At 70.9% G+C, this 19682-nt stretch carries 16 protein-coding genes and 1 tRNA gene; 13 read left to right on the plus strand and 4 right to left on the minus strand.

All coding sequences use genetic code 11. The features are described from left to right. Nucleotides 1-96: 96 nt before the first annotated feature. The 3 genes from FO059_RS02750 to topA all read left to right on the plus strand — a co-directional run bounded on the left by FO059_RS02750 (nucleotide 97) and on the right by topA (nucleotide 4381). A complete protein-coding gene (locus tag FO059_RS02750; RefSeq protein ID WP_143906163.1) occupies nucleotides 97-591 on the plus strand; it encodes a hypothetical protein in 495 nt (164 codons plus the stop codon). 45 nt (nucleotides 592-636) lie between these two features. Beyond that, the gene (locus FO059_RS02755) at nucleotides 637-1227 is read left to right on the plus strand and encodes a hypothetical protein (protein ID WP_143906165.1); all 591 of its coding nucleotides are present in this window, start codon (nucleotides 637-639) and stop codon (nucleotides 1225-1227) included. Nucleotides 1228-1408: 181 nt separating this feature from the next. After that, the gene (gene topA, locus FO059_RS02760; protein WP_143906167.1) at nucleotides 1409-4381 is read left to right on the plus strand and encodes a type I DNA topoisomerase; all 2973 of its coding nucleotides are present in this window, start codon (nucleotides 1409-1411) and stop codon (nucleotides 4379-4381) included. A 28-nt stretch (nucleotides 4382-4409) separates the two neighbouring features. On the opposite strand, the gene FO059_RS02765 is transcribed toward topA, so the two are convergent. The 3 genes from FO059_RS02765 to FO059_RS02775 form a co-directional block, all read right to left on the minus strand. Next, nucleotides 4410-5606 carry a polysaccharide deacetylase family protein gene (locus FO059_RS02765; RefSeq protein WP_143906169.1) on the minus strand — a complete coding sequence of 399 codons (1197 nt, stop codon included), beginning with the start codon at nucleotides 5604-5606 and terminating at the stop codon, nucleotides 4410-4412. Nucleotides 5607-5947: 341 nt separating this feature from the next. Continuing rightward, nucleotides 5948-7450, minus strand: coding sequence for an adenylate/guanylate cyclase domain-containing protein (locus tag FO059_RS02770; RefSeq protein ID WP_143906171.1), 1503 nt, complete (start codon nucleotides 7448-7450; stop codon nucleotides 5948-5950). A gap of 80 nt (nucleotides 7451-7530) precedes the next feature. Then, complete coding sequence (locus FO059_RS02775) at nucleotides 7531-9066, minus strand: adenylate/guanylate cyclase domain-containing protein (RefSeq protein ID WP_233267001.1); 1536 nt, start codon at nucleotides 9064-9066, stop codon at nucleotides 7531-7533. Nucleotides 9067-9118: 52 nt separating this feature from the next. Here FO059_RS02775 and FO059_RS02780 point away from each other — a divergent pair, with 52 nt between their 5' ends. After that, complete coding sequence (locus FO059_RS02780) at nucleotides 9119-10333, plus strand: DNA polymerase III subunit delta' (protein ID WP_143906175.1); 1215 nt, start codon at nucleotides 9119-9121, stop codon at nucleotides 10331-10333. Between the two features lie 110 nt (nucleotides 10334-10443). Further along, nucleotides 10444-10519 (plus strand) — tRNA-Thr (locus FO059_RS02785). A gap of 328 nt (nucleotides 10520-10847) precedes the next feature. On the opposite strand, the gene FO059_RS02795 is transcribed toward FO059_RS02785, so the two are convergent. Next, nucleotides 10848-12344, minus strand: a complete 1497-nt coding sequence (locus FO059_RS02795; RefSeq protein ID WP_158726657.1) for an Ig-like domain-containing protein — start codon at nucleotides 12342-12344, stop codon at nucleotides 10848-10850. Nucleotides 12345-12633: 289 nt separating this feature from the next. Between FO059_RS02795 and FO059_RS02800 the strand changes: the two genes are divergently transcribed. The 8 genes from FO059_RS02800 (at nucleotide 12634) to FO059_RS02835 (ending at nucleotide 19574) form a co-directional block, all read left to right on the plus strand. Next, nucleotides 12634-13566, plus strand: a complete 933-nt coding sequence (locus tag FO059_RS02800) for a GDP-mannose 4,6-dehydratase (RefSeq protein WP_143906179.1) — start codon at nucleotides 12634-12636, stop codon at nucleotides 13564-13566. A gap of 1 nt (nucleotide 13567) precedes the next feature. Beyond that, the gene (gene rfbB, locus FO059_RS02805; protein WP_143906180.1) at nucleotides 13568-14587 is read left to right on the plus strand and encodes a dTDP-glucose 4,6-dehydratase; all 1020 of its coding nucleotides are present in this window, start codon (nucleotides 13568-13570) and stop codon (nucleotides 14585-14587) included. Between the two features lie 12 nt (nucleotides 14588-14599). Next, complete coding sequence (locus FO059_RS02810) at nucleotides 14600-15244, plus strand: dTDP-4-dehydrorhamnose 3,5-epimerase family protein (protein ID WP_143906182.1); 645 nt, start codon at nucleotides 14600-14602, stop codon at nucleotides 15242-15244. Continuing rightward, nucleotides 15241-16110, plus strand: coding sequence for a glucose-1-phosphate thymidylyltransferase RfbA (rfbA, locus tag FO059_RS02815; protein WP_143906184.1), 870 nt, complete (start codon nucleotides 15241-15243; stop codon nucleotides 16108-16110). Before FO059_RS02810 ends, rfbA begins: the two co-directional genes overlap by 4 nt. A gap of 166 nt (nucleotides 16111-16276) precedes the next feature. Beyond that, a complete protein-coding gene (locus FO059_RS02820) occupies nucleotides 16277-17065 on the plus strand; it encodes a class I SAM-dependent methyltransferase (RefSeq protein WP_143906187.1) in 789 nt (262 codons plus the stop codon). Next, nucleotides 17062-17967, plus strand: coding sequence for a hypothetical protein (locus FO059_RS02825; RefSeq protein WP_143906189.1), 906 nt, complete (start codon nucleotides 17062-17064; stop codon nucleotides 17965-17967). Before FO059_RS02820 ends, FO059_RS02825 begins: the two co-directional genes overlap by 4 nt. Before the next feature lie 78 nt (nucleotides 17968-18045). Next, the gene (locus tag FO059_RS02830) at nucleotides 18046-18786 is read left to right on the plus strand and encodes an ABC transporter ATP-binding protein (RefSeq protein WP_143906191.1); all 741 of its coding nucleotides are present in this window, start codon (nucleotides 18046-18048) and stop codon (nucleotides 18784-18786) included. Then, nucleotides 18783-19574 carry a hypothetical protein gene (locus FO059_RS02835; RefSeq protein ID WP_143906193.1) on the plus strand — a complete coding sequence of 264 codons (792 nt, stop codon included), beginning with the start codon at nucleotides 18783-18785 and terminating at the stop codon, nucleotides 19572-19574. The genes FO059_RS02830 and FO059_RS02835 overlap by 4 nt, the downstream gene beginning before the upstream one ends. Nucleotides 19575-19682 lie beyond the last annotated feature (108 nt).

Consider the following 19682-nt stretch of genomic DNA (forward strand, 5'->3'; position numbering starts at 1 on the left):
GTACTATCCGCCTTGAGTTATTAGTCACATGAGAAACATCAACCACATCAGTCACGCGTTCCGGTCCGTCGGGACGTCGCTTCCACGGAGGTCCCCATGAGTATCACCCGCACTCGCAGCGCCGTCGCAGGCGGCGTCGCGCTCGCCGCCGCAGCAGCCCTGGCACTGCCCGCGGTGGCCTCGGCGGCGCCGCAGAACAACAGCCCGCTCGGCAGCATCATGGACGCGGGGTCGTCGCAGTCGGCGATGCCGGACCCGGGGTCGCTCCAGTCGTCGCTGGGCAGCGTCGTCGCTCCCGTCGCCAGCCTGGCCGCGCCGCTGGGGAGCCTGCTGGCACCGGTGGGCAGCCTCGCCGGCTCGCTGGCCTCGGCGATCGTGCTGCCGGCGGGAAGCCTGCTGGCGCCGCTCGGCAGCGCCGTGCCGGGAAGCTCCGGCAGTGCGGCCCCCGGCAGCAGCAGTGTTCTGCCGCTGCCGGACACGGGCAGCACGCAATCGTCCGGGACCGGAGGCGGGTCCTCCGACACTGGCAGCGCCGGCCAGTTCGACGACCTCATCGCGACGCTCACGAACCTGTTCACCGGGATGTCCTGACCGGGACCGGCGCGATACGTCGGCGCGCGACGCTACTATTCGCGGGTGCAGCAGCTGTCCCTCTTCGCGGCGGAGTCCGAGGAGCCCTCGCCGTCCGATCTCGCCGGATTGCTCGCCGCGGGCGGGCACGCGGTGGCGACCGGTGCGGGGGCCCGCATCTCCATCATCGTCGACGACCCATGGCGCGCCCGCGCGATCCTGCTGATGATGGAACAGGCGTTGCCGGCGGGACGCCCGCAGGCCGCCGAGATCCTCGAAACCGACGAGGGGCGCCGGCTTGCGCGCACGGATCCCGCGCCGGAACTGCGGCGGCTTGCCGGGCAGTGGCAGCGCGGCGCGGCCAAACGCGTCCCAGACGGGTGGACTCCCTCGGCGAGGGCGCTGCGCGCGTGGTCCCTCGCTGCGGGGCGGGCCGTCGACGGGCATTACCTGCTGGGCCTCGATCCGCATGCCGAACAGACGCATCAACCGCTGGCCGCGGCGCTCGCTCGCGCCGGGATCGCCGTCACGGTGATCGGCCCGCGCGGCGGCGGGCCGGCGGTGCGCGTGACGGGTCGGCGTCGGCTCGCGCGGCTCCGCGAGAACATCGGCGATCCGCCACCGGACGCCCCGCCGGACGCGTGGCCGCCGGTGTGATCGGCACCGACGGTGAGACGCGCCCGGGTCGGGTGTGCAAGTCTGGTGGCGATGCCGGGATGGCGCATCGGCGGTCGGCATTGCACACGACCGACGGTCGCTGAGTATGGTCGTGTTCCGGTAGCGGCGGGTGCGGTGCGCCGGCTCGCGCGGCGCGACTCGGAAAGGGTTTGGTCAGCAGGTGGCAAGCACGAAGCAGGGCTCCGGTGCGAAGAGCGGATCGGGCGACGCGGTCACGCGTCGGCTCGTTATCGTCGAGTCCCCGGCCAAGGCCCGGACCATCGCCAACTACTTGGGTGCCGGTTACGTCGTCGAGTCGTCACGTGGCCACATCCGCGACCTGCCGCGCGGAGCCGCCGACGTCCCGGCCAAGTACAAAGGTGAGAAGTGGGCGCGCCTGGGGGTGGACGTCGACCACGATTTCAATCCTCTCTACGTGGTGAGCCCGGATAAGAAGTCCACCGTCACCGAGCTGAAGTCTCTGCTCAAGGACGTCGACGAGCTCTACCTCGCCACAGACGGCGACCGCGAAGGCGAGGCCATCGCCTGGCACCTGCTCGAGGCGCTCAAGCCCAAGGTTCCGGTCAAGCGCATGGTGTTCCACGAGATCACCAAGCCCGCCATCATCGCGGCCGCCGAGAACCCCCGTGACCTGGACCAGGATCTGGTCGATGCGCAGGAGACGCGGCGCATCCTCGACCGGCTCTACGGCTACGAGGTCTCGCCGGTGCTGTGGAAGAAGGTGATGCCCAAGCTCTCGGCCGGCCGCGTGCAGTCGGTGGCCACCCGCATCATCGTGCAGCGCGAGCGCGAGCGTATGGCCTTCACCGCCGCCGACTACTGGGACATCGCCGCCACGCTCGACGCGGGGGCGGACGCCGCGCCGCGGTCATTCGGCGCCAAGCTGCAGTCGATCGACGGCAAGCGGGTGGCCACGGGACGCGACTTCGGCCAGGACGGAAGGCTCAAGGCCGCCAAGTCGGGGAAGGCCGAGGTGGCGCTGGTCGACGAGGCCTATGCCAACGCGCTCACCGAGTCGTTGCGGGGCACCGACCTCACGGTGTCCTCGGCGGAGGAGAAGCCGTACACCCGCCGCCCCTATGCGCCGTTCATGACCTCCACGCTGCAGCAGGAGGCCGGGCGCAAGCTGCGGTTCTCGGCCGAGCGCACCATGCGCGTGGCGCAGAAGCTGTATGAGAACGGCCACATCACCTACATGCGTACCGACTCGACCACCCTGAGCGAGTCGGCGATCCGGGCGGCGCGGGAGCAGGCGGGTGAGTTGTACGGGCCGGAGTACGTGCACTCCAGCCCGCGGCAGTACACCCGCAAGGTCAAGAACGCGCAGGAAGCGCACGAGGCGATCCGCCCGGCGGGCGACCAGTTCAAGACGCCCGGCGAACTGCACGGCCGACTCGACGGCGACGAGTTCCGGCTCTACGAGCTTATCTGGCAGCGCACCGTGGCCTCGCAGATGTCCGATGCCCGCGGCGTCACGCTGAGCCTGAAGATCGCCGGCACCGCGCGCAGCGGTGAGCAGTGCGTGTTCTCCGCGTCGGGGCGCACCATCACCTTCCCCGGCTTCCTCAAGGCCTACGTCGAGACGGTGGACGCCCTCGAAGGCGGCGAGGCCGACGACGCCGAGCGCCGGCTGCCGTACCTGTCGGAGGGGCAGGGCGTGACCGCCACGGAGCTCCGGCCGGACGGGCACACGACCACCCCGCCGTCCCGATTCACCGAGGCCAGCCTGGTCAAGGCGCTCGAGGATCTCGGGATCGGCCGACCCTCCACGTACGCGTCGATCATCAAGACCATCCAGGACCGTGGATACGTCTACAAGCGGGGCAGCGCACTGGTTCCCGCATGGGTCGCGTTCGCCGTGATCGGCCTGCTCGAGGCGCACTTCGGGCGGCTGGTGGATTTCGACTTCACGGCCTCCATGGAGAACGAGCTCGATGAGATCGCCGCGGGGACGCAGAGCCGGATCGACTGGCTCACGGACTTCTACTTCGGCAACGAATCGGACCCGGCCGGCACACTGTCCGGTTCGGGCGGGCTCAAGCAGCTGGTGGGCGGCAACCTGGAGGAGATCGACGCGCGCGAGGTCAATTCGATCCGCGTCTTCGACGACTCCGAGGGCCGGCCGGTGTTCGTGCGCGTGGGGCGGTACGGGCCGTACCTGGAGCGCACCGTCGTCGGCGACGACGGCGAACCGAAGTCGCAGCGCGCCAACCTGACCGACTCGATCTCGCCGGACGAACTCACCGTCGAGGTGGCCGAGAAGCTCTTTGCCACCCCGCAGGAGGGGCGCGAGCTCGGCGTGGATCCGGCCACCGGCCACCGGATCCTGGCCAAGGAGGGCAGGTTCGGTCCGTACGTCACGGAGGTGCTGCCCGAACCGGAGCCGGCCGCCGACGGGACCGCGGGCGCGGACTCGGGGATCGGGTCGAAGGCCGAGGAGTCCGGTGCTACCGCGGCCAAGAAGGCACCCGCCAAGAAGGCACCCGCCAAGAAGGCAGCCAAGAAGGCGGCGGGTCCGAAGCCGCGCACCGCTTCGCTGCTGAAATCCATGGAGTTGTCGTCGATCACGCTCGACGAAGCCCTCACTCTGCTGTCGCTGCCGCGGGTGGTGGGTGTGGACCCCGATTCCGGGGAGGAGATCACCAGCCAGAACGGGCGTTACGGTCCGTATATGAAGAAGGGCGCGGACTCGCGGTCGCTGGCCACGGAGGATCAGATCTTCTCGATCACCCTCGACGAGGCCCTCAAGATCTACGCCGAGCCCAAGCGCCGGGGCGGGCAGACTGCGAAACCGCCGCTGCGCGAGCTCGGCGACGACCCGTCCACCGGCAAGGCGATGGTGATCAAGGACGGACGGTTCGGCCCCTACGTCACCGACGGTGAAGTGAACGCGAGCCTCCGCAAGGGAGATGAGGTCGCCGAGGTCACCGTGGACCGCGCCTCCGAGCTGCTGGCGGACCGGCGGGCCAAGGCGCCGGCCAAGAAGACCGCCGCCAAGAAGACTGCCGCCAAGAAGACCCCGGCCAAGAAGACGGCGGCCAAGAAGGCTGCTGCGAAGAAGACCGCCGCCAAGAAGACCGCCGCCAAGAAGACCGCCGCCAAGAAGACCGCCGCCAAGAAGGCCGCGGACTGACGCACGGCCCGCGGAGTGGCCCCGGCGGTCAGGTGTGCGGGCCGGTGGCCACGGGAGGCATCTCCTGCCAGTGGGCGAGGACCGACGGGTCCTGCATCTCCATCCATTCGACGACGTCGGAGTAAGTCGCGCAGATGGTGCCGCCGTCGTCGCATACTTCCCGCATGAAGTCGGCGGTCGCCGGGTTGAACGCGTTGCCGTTCCATTGGTTGAAGTGGTTGGCGATGACGAGCGGCGCACGGTTGCCGCCCCTGGCCTGGTCGTACATGTACATATAGGTGTCCTTGACGATCCGGCGCACCTCCGGGGCGGTGCCCGGCTCGTCACGTGCGCGGTTGAAGGTGTACCAGAAGTTGTAATCCAGTGCGGTCTGGGTCTTTCCGAGCGGCGGCGAGTACACGTTGGGGATGGGGAACTCCCAGACGCCCTCGACTTCGTAGGGCCACGAGATGCCGGTGCTCGGCGACGGCATGGACGAATCCCACGTCATTCCGTGCGCCTTCCACGCGGGGATCAGCTCGTCGATCCGGCCTTCCAGGCACTGGGTGCGGCCGCCGCGGACCTCTTCGGGGCCGAAGAGCAGTTCCTCCGGCGCGCCCTCGAGGCCGTTGTTCGGCTTCCAGTTCGCCATGAGCGTGAAGAACTCGTCCAGTTCGACGTTCCAGTCGGCGGTGTTCCAGCGGTCGCCGTTGTAGCCGCCGCCCGCGCAGAAATGTCCCACGTAGTGAGTGCCCATCTCGTGGCCGCCGAGCCAGGTCTCGTTGAGGTAGCGAACCTGTTCGAGGACCTCGCCCGGGGTGCCGCCGAAGGCCACCGCCGCTTCCCCGGGGTCGTGCCCCGGCCCCTGGTAATGGAATGCGTTGTCGTCGGTGAGGAAGTACAGCCCGGTCATCAGCGCGGTGAAACGGGCGCCTGAGGCGCGGGCGGCGTCGAGGAACATGTCCCAGTTGGGAGTGACCCCGACGCCGTCGAAGGAGAACAGGACGAATTGCGGGGGCTTCTCCCCGGGGGCGAGACGCGTCATCGGGACGTTGGAGGGGGGCGGCGCGGGGAGCGCCGGGACCTCGGCGGGTTCGGCGGCGTTGGCGGGGTGCTGGAGGTCTCCGGCTCCCGCCGCATTGCTGTTGCCGGTGCTCTGCCACTCGAGGACGCCGATCAGCGCGGTCACCACGAAGACCACTGCGGCGATGGCGACGTATTCGGTTCCGCCGGGCCGCCGACGCATGCCGGGGCGGCGATAGCGTGCGCGGCGGGCACGCGTGCGGCTCCGCAGACCGATCCGGCGGGGGCGGGTGTGGCGTCCTTTCATGGGCGGCGCCGCACCGCGGCACGACGGGCGCCGACGGTGTGCCTCCGATCATCCGCCCTGCCATGGCTGTCCGTCGACACACGGGTGTTGCTGGGCCGCAAGGTACTTCGGCGTCCGACGTGGAGCTGAGTGCGGGGTGTGGCGGCTGTCACGTCCCGCACTATAACAACGGTCGCCCCACGTGGCCGACAGGCGTTTCACTGCGTGTCAGCCGTCCGCGCACGGACGGCCCGGGTGTGGCGAGCGGGGCCTGACCGTCATTCCTCCGGTCGCATCAGCCGTGTCGTCTCGGTGCGACCGCGCAGGAGTACCGCGTCGCCCGCGCGCCATCGCGCCCGCTCGTCGGCGGACGCGGCGTCCCACACGGTGGACGACGCCAGCGTCCGCGTCGGCTCGTTCTTCGCCAGCTCCGTGAGACGTGCGGCCTCGTTGACCGGCGTTCCGATCACGGTGTACTCCATCCGGTCCGCACCGCCGACGTGTCCGGCCACCGCCGTGCCCGCGGAAACGCCGATGCCCATCCCGCTCCGGCCAACGATGCCGGTCAGGATGGGGCGCAGTTCGCGGGCCGCGGCGAGGGCGGACGAGCAGGAGTCGCCGTGGTCGATGGGCGCGCCGAACACCGCGAGCGTCGCGTCGCCCTGGAACTTGTTGACGAATCCGCCGTGCGCGTCGACGACCCTGATGACGGCGTCGAAGAACTCGTTGAGCATCCCGACGACCTCCCTGGGGCCGGACCGGTCGGTGATCGTGGTCGACCCGACGAGGTCCACGAACAGCACGGCCACCTGATGTTCCTCGCCGCCGAGATCCGTGCCGCGCTCGAGAGCCCGGCGGGCCACGTCCTCGCCGACGAACCGGCCGAACATCTCGCGCAGCCGCCGTCGTTCCGCGAGCCCCGCGACCATCCCGTTGAAACCCATCTGCAGTTCGCCCAGCTCGGTGGTGTCGTACACGGTGACCTGCGCGGTGAGGTCGCCTCTTCTGACCTGCTGCATGCCGCGCTGGAGCGCGCGGATCGGATCGCCGACGGCGCCCGCGGCCAGCCACGTGGTGAACGCGCCCAGGACCAGGCCCGCGACGCTCAGAGTGATCACGGCGGGGCGGATGTCCGCGGGCCGGCCCACGTCGTCCGCAAGGCCGACATCCGCGGCGACCATGAGGATCCCCAGTACTGGGATCCCGGTGCCCAGCAGCCAGGCCGTGAGGATGCGCTGGCGCACGCCGGGCGTGAAGACCTGCGCGAGGATCGTGCCGTCGAGGAGTGCGGTGGTGGCGGGTCGAAGGAACCGCTCGGCCTCGAAGTACGTGAGCGCGGCGCTGGCGATCCCGCCCAGGATGACTGCGAGCGTGACAACGCTGCCCATCCCCGCGGAGATCCTCGTGCCCTCCCAGACGACCGGCACCCCGCACACCACCCACAGCGCGCCCACCAGTATCGCCTGCGCGATGGGCATGCGGATGACCCGACGGCGCACCGCACTCTGCGCGGGGCGCCCGCCGACGCCCGGGGCGGCGCGCTGCCACCGGATCACCGGCCATGCGATCCACAGCGTTCCGACGATCAGCAGGACCGCGGAAGCCGCTACCACCCCGAGGAACTGAGGGAGATGACCGGCGGCGAAGTCGTTCACCGCGGGCGAGAGTGCGTATCGCATGAGCAGGTACAGGAAGATCGCGCCCGCGAGGTTCGACGCCGTCGTGCCGACGACGAGCGCGGCCAGCACTGCGCGCGGGCGCGTCGACGGTGCGAGGACCATGGGGTCAACCTAGCGTCCCCGACGGTGGTGGGTGCCGTGCTCCGGGCCGAACGGGTGGATCCGGAACGCGGTGCGCAGGGCTAGGCCGTCGAATGGGCGGCGTCGCGTGCCGGGCGGGGCCGGCTCAGCCGGGTTTCGGCACGTCGCCCCCGCAGCAGAACCGATTCACCGGGCGCCCAGCGCCGGGCCTCGTCCGCGGAGGCGGAAGCGACCGCGGTGGCCGAGGCGAGCACCGCGCACGGCTCGTTCTTCGCGAGTTCGGTGAGCCGGGCCGCTTCGTTGACCGGATCGCCGATCACGGTGAACTCGAATCGCGCAGCGGCCCCCACGTGCCCGGCGATGGCGGTCCCCGCAGAGACGCCGATGCCGAACTCCCCCTCCCCGACGACGATGTCGAGACGTTCGCGCAGCTCACGCGCGGCGGCGAGCGCGCCGCCCGCGGGGTCGGGATGTTCGAGGGGAGCCCCGAAGACGGCGAGTGCCGCATCGCCCTGGAACTTGTTGACGAACCCGCCGTGGTGCCCGACCGCGTCGACGATCTCACGGAAGAACTCGTTGAGGAGCACCACCACCACCTCGGCGCCGACCGTCGCGGCGAGCCGCGTGGAACCGACCAGGTCGACGAACAGCACGGCGACGTGGCGTTCCGCCCCGCCCAGCTCGGTACCGCGTTCCAGCGCCCTGCGGGCTACGTCCTCGCCGACGTACCGGCCGAAGAGATCTCGCAGGCGCTGACGTTCCTCCAGGCCGCGCGTCAGGTCGTTGAAGCCGGCCTGCAGCAGCCCGATGTCACTGCCGTCGTACACCTCCACGGCCGCGGTCAAGTCGCCGGCCTGGACCCGCCGCTGCGCTTCGCGCAGCTGCGCGATGGGATCGCCGATGGCACTCCCGACCAGGTAGAACGCGAATACCCCGACGACGAGCGTGATCAGCGAGACGATCAGGACCACGTCGAGCACCCGGGTCGCGTCGGACGGCAGCACGCCGAGCTTGAGGCCGCCGACGGTGAGGGTGATGCCGACGACGGGGATGCCCGTACTCACCGCCCACGCCAGCATGATGCGGCTGGACACGCCGGGGGCGTTGGTCTGCTCCATCACGCCGTAGCTCAGGGCCTCCGCCGCGAGGGGGCGCAGTATGCGCTCGGCCTGCAGGTAGCCGAGGGCGCTGGTGGTGACTGCGCCCAGCCCGCCGGCGACGGCGATGGACAGCACCCCGCCGCCGAGCGTGGTGACGTTGATGAGGGTGAGCAGCAGGACTCCGCCCGCCCACATGCACATGTGCAGGATCGCGTGGTACAGGGGAACCCGCATGGCCCGCCGCCGCACTTTGAGGGTGTCCTCGATGCTGTCGCGCTGCCATCGCAGTACGGGCAGCACGAGCATGATGCCCCCGATGCCGCCGACGATGAGGGCGACGACGAGGTAGCTGAAGAACAGTGCAGCCGAGGCGGGCGTGAACGCGGACGGGGTGGTGATGGGGCTGTCCGGGATGAGGATCTTCATGCACAGGAACACCAGCAGCGCCCCGACGACGTTGGCGCTGAGCATCGCCATGGCATACACCGGCCACGGCGTCTTCACCAGCCAGCGGGCCAGCCGCCATAAGCGTCGCACGGTTGTCACCGTAGTCGCAGCGTGTCGGCGGGGGAGACTATTGTCGGGCCACATGGTGGTGAGTGCGGGGAGCGTGTTCGATCGGCTGGTGGGCCAGGACCGGGCTGTGGCGACGCTGGCGGCCGCGGCGTCCGCAGCGCGCGGTGCGGCGGGCGACGGCGGCACACCGTCGGGGATGACGCATTCCTGGCTCTTCACCGGTCCGCCGGGGTCGGGGCGGTCCATCGCCGCGCTGGCCTTCGCGGCCGCACTGCAGTGCACGTCGGAGGGGGCTCCCGGATGCGGCGAGTGTTCCGCGTGCCGGACGGCCCTCGCGGGCACCCACGGCGATGTGCGCCGCGTGGTGCCGGAGGGGCTGAGCATCCCAGTCAAGGAGATGCGCGCCATCGTGCAGATTGCCAACCGCCGGCCCAGCGTGGGCCGCTGGCTCGTCGTGGTGGTCGAAGACGCGGACCGGCTCACCGAGGGCGCGTCGAACGCACTGCTCAAGGTGGTGGAGGAGCCGCCGGAGCGCACGGTGTTCCTGCTGTGCGCCCCGTCCACGGACCCGGGCGACGTGTCGGTGACGATCCGTTCCCGCTGTCGGCACGTTGGGCTGGTGCAGCCGCCCACAAGCGCGGTGGCGCAGGTCCTCCGGGAACGCGACGGGTTGGACGAGGCACAGTCGCAGTGGGCGGCGTCGGTGAGCGGTGGGCATGTGGGACGGGCCCGGTGGCTGGCGCGCGACGAGGCGGCACGCGCCCGGAGGCTGCAGGCCCTGCGGCTGCCCACTGCGGTGCTGCGGCCGGCCGGCGGCTACCTGCTGAGCAAGCAATTGGTGGACGCCGCCGAGGCCGAGGCCAAGGATGCCAACGCGGAGCGGGAAGCGAGGGAACTGGACGAGCTGCGCACCGCGTTGGGGGCCGGCGGCACGGGCAAGGGCACCGCAGGCACGATGCGCGGCACCGCCGGGCTGATCAAGGACCTGGAGAAGCAGCAGAAGACCCGGCGCACCCGGTCGCAGCGCGATGCGCTGGACCGTGCGCTGATGGACGTCGTGGGCCTGTACCGGGACGCATTGGCTGTGAGTATGGGCTCGTCAGTGCCGGCTCTGCATCCCGACCTGGCCGATGACGCCCGCACGATTGCGCGCGAGGCGCCGCGGCCGGGGTTGCTGCAGGCGGTCGAGTCGGTGCTCGAGTGCCGCGAGGCGCTGTCGTCGAACGTCAAGCCGCAGGTGGCGATGGACGCGATGATCGCGGGGCTCGAGGCGGCCACGCGGCGGTGAGGCGGGCGGTGACGCGGGCTGCGCCCCCCGATTTTTGTTGCGGGCCGCTGTGCCGCTAGACTTCAATCCGCTCGGTCACCCCGGGCGGATAGTCCGGGGTGACCGGAAACGCCACCTTAGCTCAGTCGGTAGAGCGATTCACTCGTAATGAATAGGTCACCGGTTCGATTCCGGTAGGTGGCTCCAACGCACCGGACCCCACCCCCCGAGGGGGGTGGGGTCCGGTGCGTTCGGCGCGCAGAACGAGGGCTGTGCCCCCGGTCAGGCCGGTGAAATCCGCGCTGCCGCGGCAGCGCGACGCGCGCCGGGGAATCGACTTGGCACCCTGCGCGCGGTGCTGTTAGCCTGTGTATTAGCGGCGGTTCGCGCCTACCCCCCCCTGGCGCACCCCGCTCTCGATTCCTTCCGCCACCTCCCCCCCGGCGGAAGGAATCCCGGCCCGTCCCGCCTCCACCCCCCGGATGGCGGGACGGGCCCCTTACTTTCCCGGCCTGCTAGGCGTCCGGCGTTACCGTCACCCGCCCAGGGATCCCAGCGAGCCGAACAGTGTACTCAGGTCGAAGGATCCGCCCGTGGCTCCGCCGTCACCGGGGTCGCCCGGGCCCGGGGTCTCGGGGGTGTCGACGGTCACGGTGATGGCCGCGTTCGACGCCAGCGTGTCGCCGATGCCGGAGAATTCCGCGCTGATCGCGTGGTCGCCGCCGATCGTGGGCTTCCAGTCTTCCAGCGTCGCCACGCCGTTCACGACGTCGACGGTGCCGAGGATCTCGTCGCCGTCGCGGAAGGTGACGGTCCCGTCGGTCGCCCCCTCCGAGGTGACGGTGGCCTTCAACGTGGCGGTGCCGCCGAGGTCGAACGGGGCGACCGGGTCGAGCGTGGTGGTGGAAGTGACGGACTCGGCGGGCTTGGGGGCCACGGTCACCGTCTGCTGGGCGCCGCTGCCGTTCACGCCGTCGCGGCCGGAGAACACGGCCTTGATCGTGTGGGAGCCCTCGCTGCCGGGGATCCAGTCCACGCTGACGCCACCGTCTCCATCGGTGACCGGGACGGTGGCGAAGTCGACCTCGTTGTCCTTGAACGTCACCGTTCCGCCGGCCCCGGGCGGTGCGACCGTGGCGGTGACGGAGGTGGCGGAACCGACCTGTGCGCCGGACGCCACGCTCAACGAGGTCTTGGAATCGACGGTCTGCTGTGCCACGGAGACGGTGCGCGGGTCGGAGGTGGAGCCGTCGGTGTTGAGATTGCCGAGGAACACCGCGGTGAGGGACGTGTTCCCGGCGTCCGCCGGAGTCCAGCCGGTCTGCGCGATGCCCGTCGCCGGGTCCACGGCGACGGGCGCGCCGATATCGACGCCGTCCGCCTTGAACTGCACGTCGCCACCGTTCTGGGGCACCGTGCCGCCCGCCACCTTGGCGGCGATGGTGACGGGCTGTCCGGCCTTCGCGCCGTACACCGGCTGGACCTGCGTCTGAGAGGCGGCGAACTCGACGGTGACCGTCGGCCCCTCGTCCTGGTACGTCCCGGCGCCCAATGACCCGTCGTAGTGCATCGACGTCATGAAGTCGGAGCCGGCCCGGCAGTCGGTGCCGACGGTGTAGGAGAACGAGAAGGTCCGGCTCTTCGGGCCGAGGACAGGCCGGACCGGCCATTCGAACGATCCGCCGTTCACCGCGGTGAAGGAGGAGCCGGTCTCGACGTCGTCGATCGCGCTGCCGCCCACCTGCGCCGACCCCGGCACGTACGCGAAGCACTCGGGGTGGAGATCCTTGACGCGGTAGAGGTACTCGTCGACGATCCCGTCGCGCGTGAACGTGGTCGTCGTGGTGATCGTGTCGCCTACCGACGGCGTCGCGTCGCTGACCGTGCGCTGGAAGTTGGAGCTTCCGTCGCCCCAGCTGACGCTGGACGTCTCGGCCCCCGCGGCGCCCACGCCGATCGTCGTCGCGAGCGAGGCGGCCAGCGCCCCCGCGCTCACGCCGGCGGCGATCCGCCGCGTCGTCGTCCTGCTCATCCTGTTCCTCCGCGAGGGGTGTGCGGCCCGGGTCCCGGGCGGCTGGTTTCGATCCGGTCGTCCGTCATGGACGGTTGACCGAGTGATTGCGGACACAGTAGCTAACGCGGGCGGACGTTTCAAGCGATTGGGCGGATGCGGGCCCTTGGCAGTCCCGGACGCCCCGGCCGCGCACCGTTGCGGACGCGTCGGGCAGACTGTTGGTTTGTGCGTTCGCAGGGCGCGCGGTGCACGCCGCGGCCGCCGTCCGGGCGCGATACCGCAGCACTGCCGGAAGGAACACTCCACGATGCGCGCACTCGTCACCGGCGGGGCCGGCTTCATCGGCTCCACCCTGGTCGACAGGCTCCTCGACGACGGGCACGAAGTCACCGTCGTCGACAACCTCAGTCGCGGCCGGGCCGGCAATCTGAGCCGGGCCCGTGAGAACGAGAACTACAAGTTCGTGCACGGCGACCTCGTCACCGCGGACCTGTGCGAGATCGTCGCCGAGCGCGAGCCCGAGGTGATCTTCCACCTGGCCGCGCAGATCGACGTGCGGCAGAGCGTGCAGAACCCGGCCGCGGACGCGTCCGTCAACGTGCTGGGCACGGTGCGGCTGGCCGAGGCCGCGCGCCGGGCGGGCGTCCGCAAGATCGTCTTCACATCGTCGGGCGGCTCCATCTACGGCTCGCCGGAGACGTTCCCGGTCGCCGAGTCGATGCCGGTCGACCCGCAGTCGCCCTACGCGGCCGGCAAGGTCTCCGGCGAGATCTACCTGAACACCTTCCGCAACCTCTACGGGCTCGACTGCACCCACATCGCGCCCGCGAACGTCTACGGCCCGCGCCAGGATCCGCACGGCGAGGCCGGGGTGGTGGCGATCTTCTCGCAGGCGCTGCTGCACGGCACGGAGACGAAGGTCTTCGGCGACGGCGGGAACACCCGCGACTACGTGTTCGTCGACGACGTGGTCGAGGCGTTCGTACTGGCCTCGGGCACCGCGGGCGGCGGCCGACGGTTCAACATCGGCACCGGCATCGAAACGTCGGACCGCGAACTGCACACCATGGTGGCGCAGGCCTCGGACGCCCCCGACACCCCCGCGCTGCTGGCGCCCCGCCTGGGCGACGTCCGGCGTTCCGTCCTCGATCCCACGCTCGCCGGGGAGGTCCTCGGATGGCGGCCGAAGGTCGACGTCGAAGAAGGCATCCGCCGGACCGTCGAGTACTTTCGCAGCTGAGATGACGTCACGGGCGGCGCGCATCCTGGTCACGGGCGGGGCCGGGTTCATCGGCTCGGGTTTCGTGCACTACACGGCGCGCGCCCGTCCCGAGGTGCGGGTGACGGTGCTGGACAAGCTCACCTACGCGGGCAGCCGCGCGTCGCTCGAGGGGACCGGTGCGCGCCTGGTCGTCGGCGACGTGGCCGACCCGAAGACGGTCGATGCGCTCGTCGGCGAACTCGACCCGGCCACCGACGCTGTCGTGCACTTCGCCGCAGAATCGCACAACGACAACTCGCTGGACGATCCGTCCCCGTTCGTGCAGACGAACCTGGTGGGCACTTTCACCCTGCTCGAGGCGGTGCGCCGCAGGGGCGTGCGCCTGCATCACGTCTCCACCGACGAGGTGTACGGCGATCTGCCGCTGGGCGGCCGGGGCCGGTTCACCGAGCAGACCGCCTACAACCCGTCCAGCCCGTACTCGGCGACCAAGGCCGGCTCGGACATGCTGGTGCGGGCGTGGGTGCGTTCGTTCGGGGTCACCGCGACGCTGTCCAATTGCTCCAACAACTACGGGCCCCGCCAGCACATCGAGAAGTTCATCCCCCGTCAGATCACCAACCTGCTGTCCGGGCGCCGCGCCAAGCTCTACGGGGCCGGCCGCAACGTGCGCGACTGGATCCACGTCGACGACCACAACGCGGCGGTGTGGCGGATCCTCGACGGTGGTCGGAGTGGCCGCACGTACCTGATCGGTGCCGACGGCGAACGTTCCAACCTCCAAGTGCTCCAGTCGATCCTGAGCATCATGGGCCGTGGCCCCGACGAGTTCGACCACGTCGCCGACAGGCCGGGGCACGACCTGCGCTACGCCATCGACGCGGGCCCCCTGCGCCGCGAGCTGGGGTGGGAGCCGCGCTACGCGGACATGGAGGCGGGGCTGGCGGACACCGTCGCCTGGTACCGCGACAACCGCGACTGGTGGTCCGGAGTGAAGGACCGCGTCGAGGACCGCTACGACGCGCTGGGATGGGGGTGAGCGGTGCCGGGCATGACCTTCGACGCCCTCGACGTCCCGGGGGCCTGGAGCTTCACCCCGCGACAGCATCACGACGAGCGCGGGATGTTCCTGGAGGCGTTCACGGCGGACGCGCTGCGTGAGGCGACGGGCCGCACGCTGACGCTCGAGCAGGCGAACTGCTCGGTCTCGCGGGCCGGGGTGCTGCGCGGGATCCACTTCTCCGACGTCCCCCCTGGCCAGGCGAAGTACATCTCCTGCGTACGCGGCGCGGTCCTGGACGTCGTGGTGGACGTGCGGACGGGGTCGCCCACGTTCGGCGTCGCGGACGCGGTGCGCCTCGACGACGTCGACCGGCGGGCGGTGTTCGTCTCGGAGGGACTGGGACACGGGTTCGTCGCGCTCACCGACGACGCGACGGTGATGTATCAGTGTTCCACCGGATACGCCCCGGGCCGTGAGCACGGCGTGCACCCGCTGAGCGTCGGCGTCGACTGGGGCGTGGACCCCGCCGCGCTGGTGCTCTCCGCCAAGGACCTGGTGCTTTCCGCCAAGGACCTCGTGCTTTCCGCCAAGGACGCCGCCGCGCCGACGCTGAGCGAAGCCGCAGAGCAGGGGATACTGCCGCGCTACGATGCCGTGATGGAGTGGATCGCGCTGCAGGAGGACAAGGCGTGAAGGGGATTATCCTCGCGGGCGGGTCCGGAACGCGCCTGCACCCCATCACCCGCGGCATCAGCAAGCAACTGGTGCCGGTGTACGACAAGCCGATGGTCTACTACCCGCTGAGCACCCTGATGCTGGCGGGCATCCGCGACATCCTCGTCATCACCACCCCGGAGGACCGGGGGCTGTTCGAGCGGCTCCTGGGCGACGGCGGGCAGTTCGGCGTCTCGCTCACCTACCGCGTGCAGGAGCGCCCCGAGGGGCTCGCGCAGGCTTTCGTGCTGGGGGCGGAGCACATCGGTTCCGATCCGGTTGCACTCGTCCTGGGCGACAACATCTTCTACGGCCCCGGACTGGGCACGCAGCTGCGGCGGTTCAACCGCATCGACGGCGGCGCCGTGTTCGCCTACCGGGTGGCCGACCCGTGCGCCTACGGGGTCGTGGAGTTCTCCGAGGACGGCCGGGCGCTGTCGCTCGAGGAGAAGCCGACGGCGCCGCGTTCGCACTACGCGGTGCCGGGGCTGTACTTCTTCGACAACGACGTGGTGGATATCGCCCGCGAGTTGTCGCCCTCGGCGCGGGGGGAGTACGAGATCACCGACATCAACCGCGCCTATCTCGACGCGGGCCGGCTGCACGTGGAGGTGCTGCCGCGCGGCACCGCGTGGCTGGACACCGGCACGTTCGACTCGCTGCTCGAGGCCGGCAACTTCGTGCGCACCATCGAGCAGCGCCAGGGCCTCAAGATCGGGGCTCCCGAAGAGGTCGCGTGGCGCCAGGGTTACATCGGCGACGCGGAACTCGAATCGCTGGCCTGCGCCCAGGTCAAATCCGGGTACGGGAAGTACCTGCTGGAGATGCTCGCGCGCGGGAGGTAGACGGAGCGGCCGGGCCCCGTGCACGCGTTCCACGTGCGGGCGCGATGGCCCGATCGCGGCGTCCTCCGACAAGTACCTATAAACCTAGCCTTGCCTTACTCGTGTGGAGTCCCCCACAATAGGCTGTACAACAGCTTGATTAATTCGCCGAACCCGGAGGCCCGTCATGACCGTCAGCATCCCGCTCCCACAGCGCCCCATCGAAGATCTGCCGGGGCACTGGCTGCTGGCACGTCTGGGCAAGCGTGTTCTGCGCCCCGGGGGCCGGGGGATGACGGAAACGCTGCTCTCGGCGGCGAAGATCCCGGGCGCGGACGTCGTGGAGCTGGCACCGGGGCTGGGCAAGACGGCGGCGCTGATCCTCGAGGGCGGACCGCGCAGCTACACGGGCGTCGACGAGGACCCGGACGCCGTCCTGTCCACGCGTGCGGGCATCGGGGGCCGCGGGACCGTCCACGAGGCGCCGGCGGCGGAGACCGGGCTGGGCGACGCGAGTGCGGACCTGGTGGTGGGTGAGGCGATGCTGACGATGCAGAGCCCGCGCGGCAAGGATGCGATCGTCGCCGAGGCCCACCGGGTCCTCCGTGCGGGCGGCCGCTACGCGATCCACGAGCTGGCCATCGAACCCGACACCCTCGACGACGAGCAGAAGACCGAGATCCGCAAGGCCCTGGCCCGCTCGATCAAGGTCAACGCGCGCCCGCTGACCGAGCGGGAGTGGACGGAACTGTTCGAGAAGCACGGGTTCCGGGTCGAAACGGTGCGGCACGCGGACATGGCGTTGCTGGAAGCCAGGCGCAATCTTGAGGACGAGGGCCTGCGCGGTGTCCTGACGATCGTCGTCAACCTGCTGCGCAACCCGGGGGCGCGCAAGCGTGTTCTGGAGATGCGCTCGGTGTTCCGCCGCCACCGCGACAACATGTCGGCGATCGCGCTCGTCGCCGTCAAGCAGTGAGCGGCCGCGTCGGTGACGGCGACGGATTCGGCGATGAGGGGCATTTCATCGTCGACGAGGGGGCACAGCGGAATCCGCATGCACTCAACTGGCCGACGGTTCTCGCCTCCGCGGGAGTGGCGGCCGTCGTCGCGTCGCTGATCCTCAGCATCGGCATCGTCGGAATGCACCGTGACGATTCCGCGGCCGCCGCGCAACCGGCGGTGGTGCGTGTGGTCGCCGATCCGGGCACCGGAATCCAGGCTGACGGGGCAGCGGGTGCAGGTGTCGAAGCCGCGGATCCTCCGGCGTCCGGCGCACCGCCCGTGGACGGCGGCCCCGCTCCCATTCCCGGAGCGACGGCCGCTGCACCGGCGACCGGAACGGGCGCCGCGGGCGTATCACCGGCCCCGCCGGCCCCGGCGGATGCGCAGGCCCCACCGGCTGCAGCGCCGCAGGAGCAGTCGACCGAAACGCCGCAGGGGCACGCCGCGGAACCGCAGGACCCGGCCGAGCCGACCGCGTGGGCGCCCTCGTCCCCGCTGCCGCCGGATTTCGCCGTCTCCGCCGCAGAACCGACGCTCGCCGACCTCAACAACCTGGTCTACTTCATCACCGCCACTGCCGCGTCCGACGAGGCCAAGGCCCGCAACATCGAGGCGGGCATGGGCGGCGTGATCGTGCCGAAGACCGTCTACAACCTGGGGCTGTTCCGTGCGCCCCGCGGCTGGAGCCGGGTCACCGGCCCGGTGCAACGCCAGGGCGACCGGATCACCGTGCAGTTGCACAGCTTGTCCGCGGGGATGCCGGGCGTGGACATGCCGATCGAGTTCGTCCGGCAAGGCGGAGTCTGGAAGCTGGCGTCGTCGTCGCTGTGCGCGGGCGTGCGGACGGTGGGGCTGCCGGTCTACTGCAATGGCTGAGTCGGCGGGCGCGGCCTCCACTGCGCCGCCCTCGCATGCCGGACCGGCCCCGACGGACCCGATGACCAGGACCACGCCATGATCGAGGCACACGCACTCACCCGTACTTTCGGAACCAGGCGGCGCGCCGCGACGCCGTTGGCCGGAGTCTCGCACGTGTTCGCCGACCGGACGCTGACCTACGTTCTCGGCCTCAATGGAACCGGCAAGTCGACGCTGCTGCGCTGTCTGAGCGGGGTGCTCCGCCCGGATTCGGGGCGGGCGCTGGTGGACGGTCGGGAGCTCGCCCGCGCCCCGGCACCGGCGCGGCTCCTGGGCATGTACCTGGACGCGGACGGCTTCCATCCCGGGCATTCGGGGCGACGGCACCTGCGCTGGCTCGCGGCGCAGTCGGGGGTTCGCGCAGTCTCCGTGGAGGCCCTGCTGCGGCGGACGGGCCTCGAAGCGGTGGCGGACCGCCCGGTCCGCGGCTACTCGCTGGGCATGCGGCAACGGCTCGGTATCGCGTCGGCCCTGGTCGGAAACCCGCGCAACGTGATCCTGGACGAGCCGATGAACGGGCTCGACGTCGCGGGAGTGCTCTGGCTGCGCGGGCTGCTGCGCGAGTGGGCCGACGAGGGGCGGTGCGTGATCGTGGCGTCGCACAACCTCGCCGAGATCGAAGCCACGGCGGACGCGGTCCTCATCCTGGAAGGCGGCGGGATCGTCGCGCACGGGACCGTCGACGAGGTGCGCGGGCCGCACGCGGACCTGGAGCAGGCGTTCATCGCCCGCGTCCCGCGCGCCGCGGGTGCGCCCCGCGTGCGGGAGGCGGCGTGACGGCCGCCGTGGTGCTCGCGCGCAGCGTGCGCGCCGAGGGCGTGCGGCTCGGCGGGGGCCGGGGGCTCCTGCTTCGCGTCGCCCTGCCGCTGGGGTTGGCGCTGCCGGTGTGCATCACGCTTGCGGTCGGGGCGGTGTCCGAGAAGCTGCACGGCACCGACAGCCTGCTGCGGGTGCGGCAGGTACCGACGTCGAACTCCGTCTACTGGCTCGTCTACCTGGGAGTGACGGTGTTCGCGGTGCTCGCCGCCTACGCGCAGGGCTCGGCCACGCGCGGTCCCGGCGCCGAGGCCGCCCGCCACGCTGCGCCGAGGCCGTTCACCGGGATGCTCGGCCGGTGGATCCTGGTGGGCGCCGCGTCCGCCTCCGGGATGCTGCTGTGCGGGTTCCTGCTCATGGTCGCGCTTCCCGTGCTGTTTCCGGGGGTGTACGGGCAGGTGGACGTGGTGTCGGCCGACGGCGTCCGTCTGCTGTGGGCGCTGCCGGCCTATGCGTTTCTCGCATCGGGGATCGGGGTCGCCGTGGGGGCGCTCGTCCCGTGGCCGGCGGCGGCGGTCGCGGCGCTGACACTGTGGGCGCTGTTCATCGAGAACGCCTCGGTGATGCTGCCGGGCGGTGGCGACCTGATCGGGTGGATGCCATTCCTGAACGGCATCTACGCGTCGGGCCAGGACATCGCGCTGAGCCCGTCCTGGGGGAGGGACGGCGCGCTGGCCTACGTGGCCGTGGTGATGGCCGTGCTGCTGGCGGCCGGCTGGGCCCGGCTGCGCCACGAGCGGTCGCGGTGAGCGGAGGGTTCTACCTGGCGGGCGGCCGGATCGTGGGGCGGGGCGCTCTCCCGTAGCCTGAACCTGTTTCAGTGCGGGCGCGTGCGCAGGTCATGCGAAGCCGCCGCC

Source organism: Tomitella fengzijianii, from assembly GCF_007559025.1.
GTDB lineage: Bacteria > Actinomycetota > Actinomycetes > Mycobacteriales > Mycobacteriaceae > Tomitella > Tomitella fengzijianii.

Excerpts from the sequence above, each read along its gene's own strand:
- FO059_RS02750 (WP_143906163.1), top strand. The coding sequence starts at position 97 with ATGAGTATCACCCGCACTCGCAGCGCCGTCGCAGGCGGCGTCGCGCTC.
- FO059_RS02765 (WP_143906169.1), bottom strand. The coding sequence starts at position 5,606 with ATGCGTCGGCGGCCCGGCGGAACCGAATACGTCGCCATCGCCGCAGTG.
- FO059_RS02770 (WP_143906171.1), bottom strand. The coding sequence starts at position 7,450 with ATGGTCCTCGCACCGTCGACGCGCCCGCGCGCAGTGCTGGCCGCGCTC.
- FO059_RS02780 (WP_143906175.1), top strand. The coding sequence starts at position 9,119 with ATGGTGGTGAGTGCGGGGAGCGTGTTCGATCGGCTGGTGGGCCAGGAC.
- FO059_RS02795 (WP_158726657.1), bottom strand. The coding sequence starts at position 12,344 with ATGAGCAGGACGACGACGCGGCGGATCGCCGCCGGCGTGAGCGCGGGG.
- FO059_RS02800 (WP_143906179.1), top strand. The coding sequence starts at position 12,634 with ATGCGCGCACTCGTCACCGGCGGGGCCGGCTTCATCGGCTCCACCCTG.
- rfbB (WP_143906180.1), top strand. The coding sequence starts at position 13,568 with ATGACGTCACGGGCGGCGCGCATCCTGGTCACGGGCGGGGCCGGGTTC.
- FO059_RS02810 (WP_143906182.1), top strand. The coding sequence starts at position 14,600 with ATGACCTTCGACGCCCTCGACGTCCCGGGGGCCTGGAGCTTCACCCCG.
- FO059_RS02820 (WP_143906187.1), top strand. The coding sequence starts at position 16,277 with ATGACCGTCAGCATCCCGCTCCCACAGCGCCCCATCGAAGATCTGCCG.
- FO059_RS02830 (WP_143906191.1), top strand. The coding sequence starts at position 18,046 with ATGATCGAGGCACACGCACTCACCCGTACTTTCGGAACCAGGCGGCGC.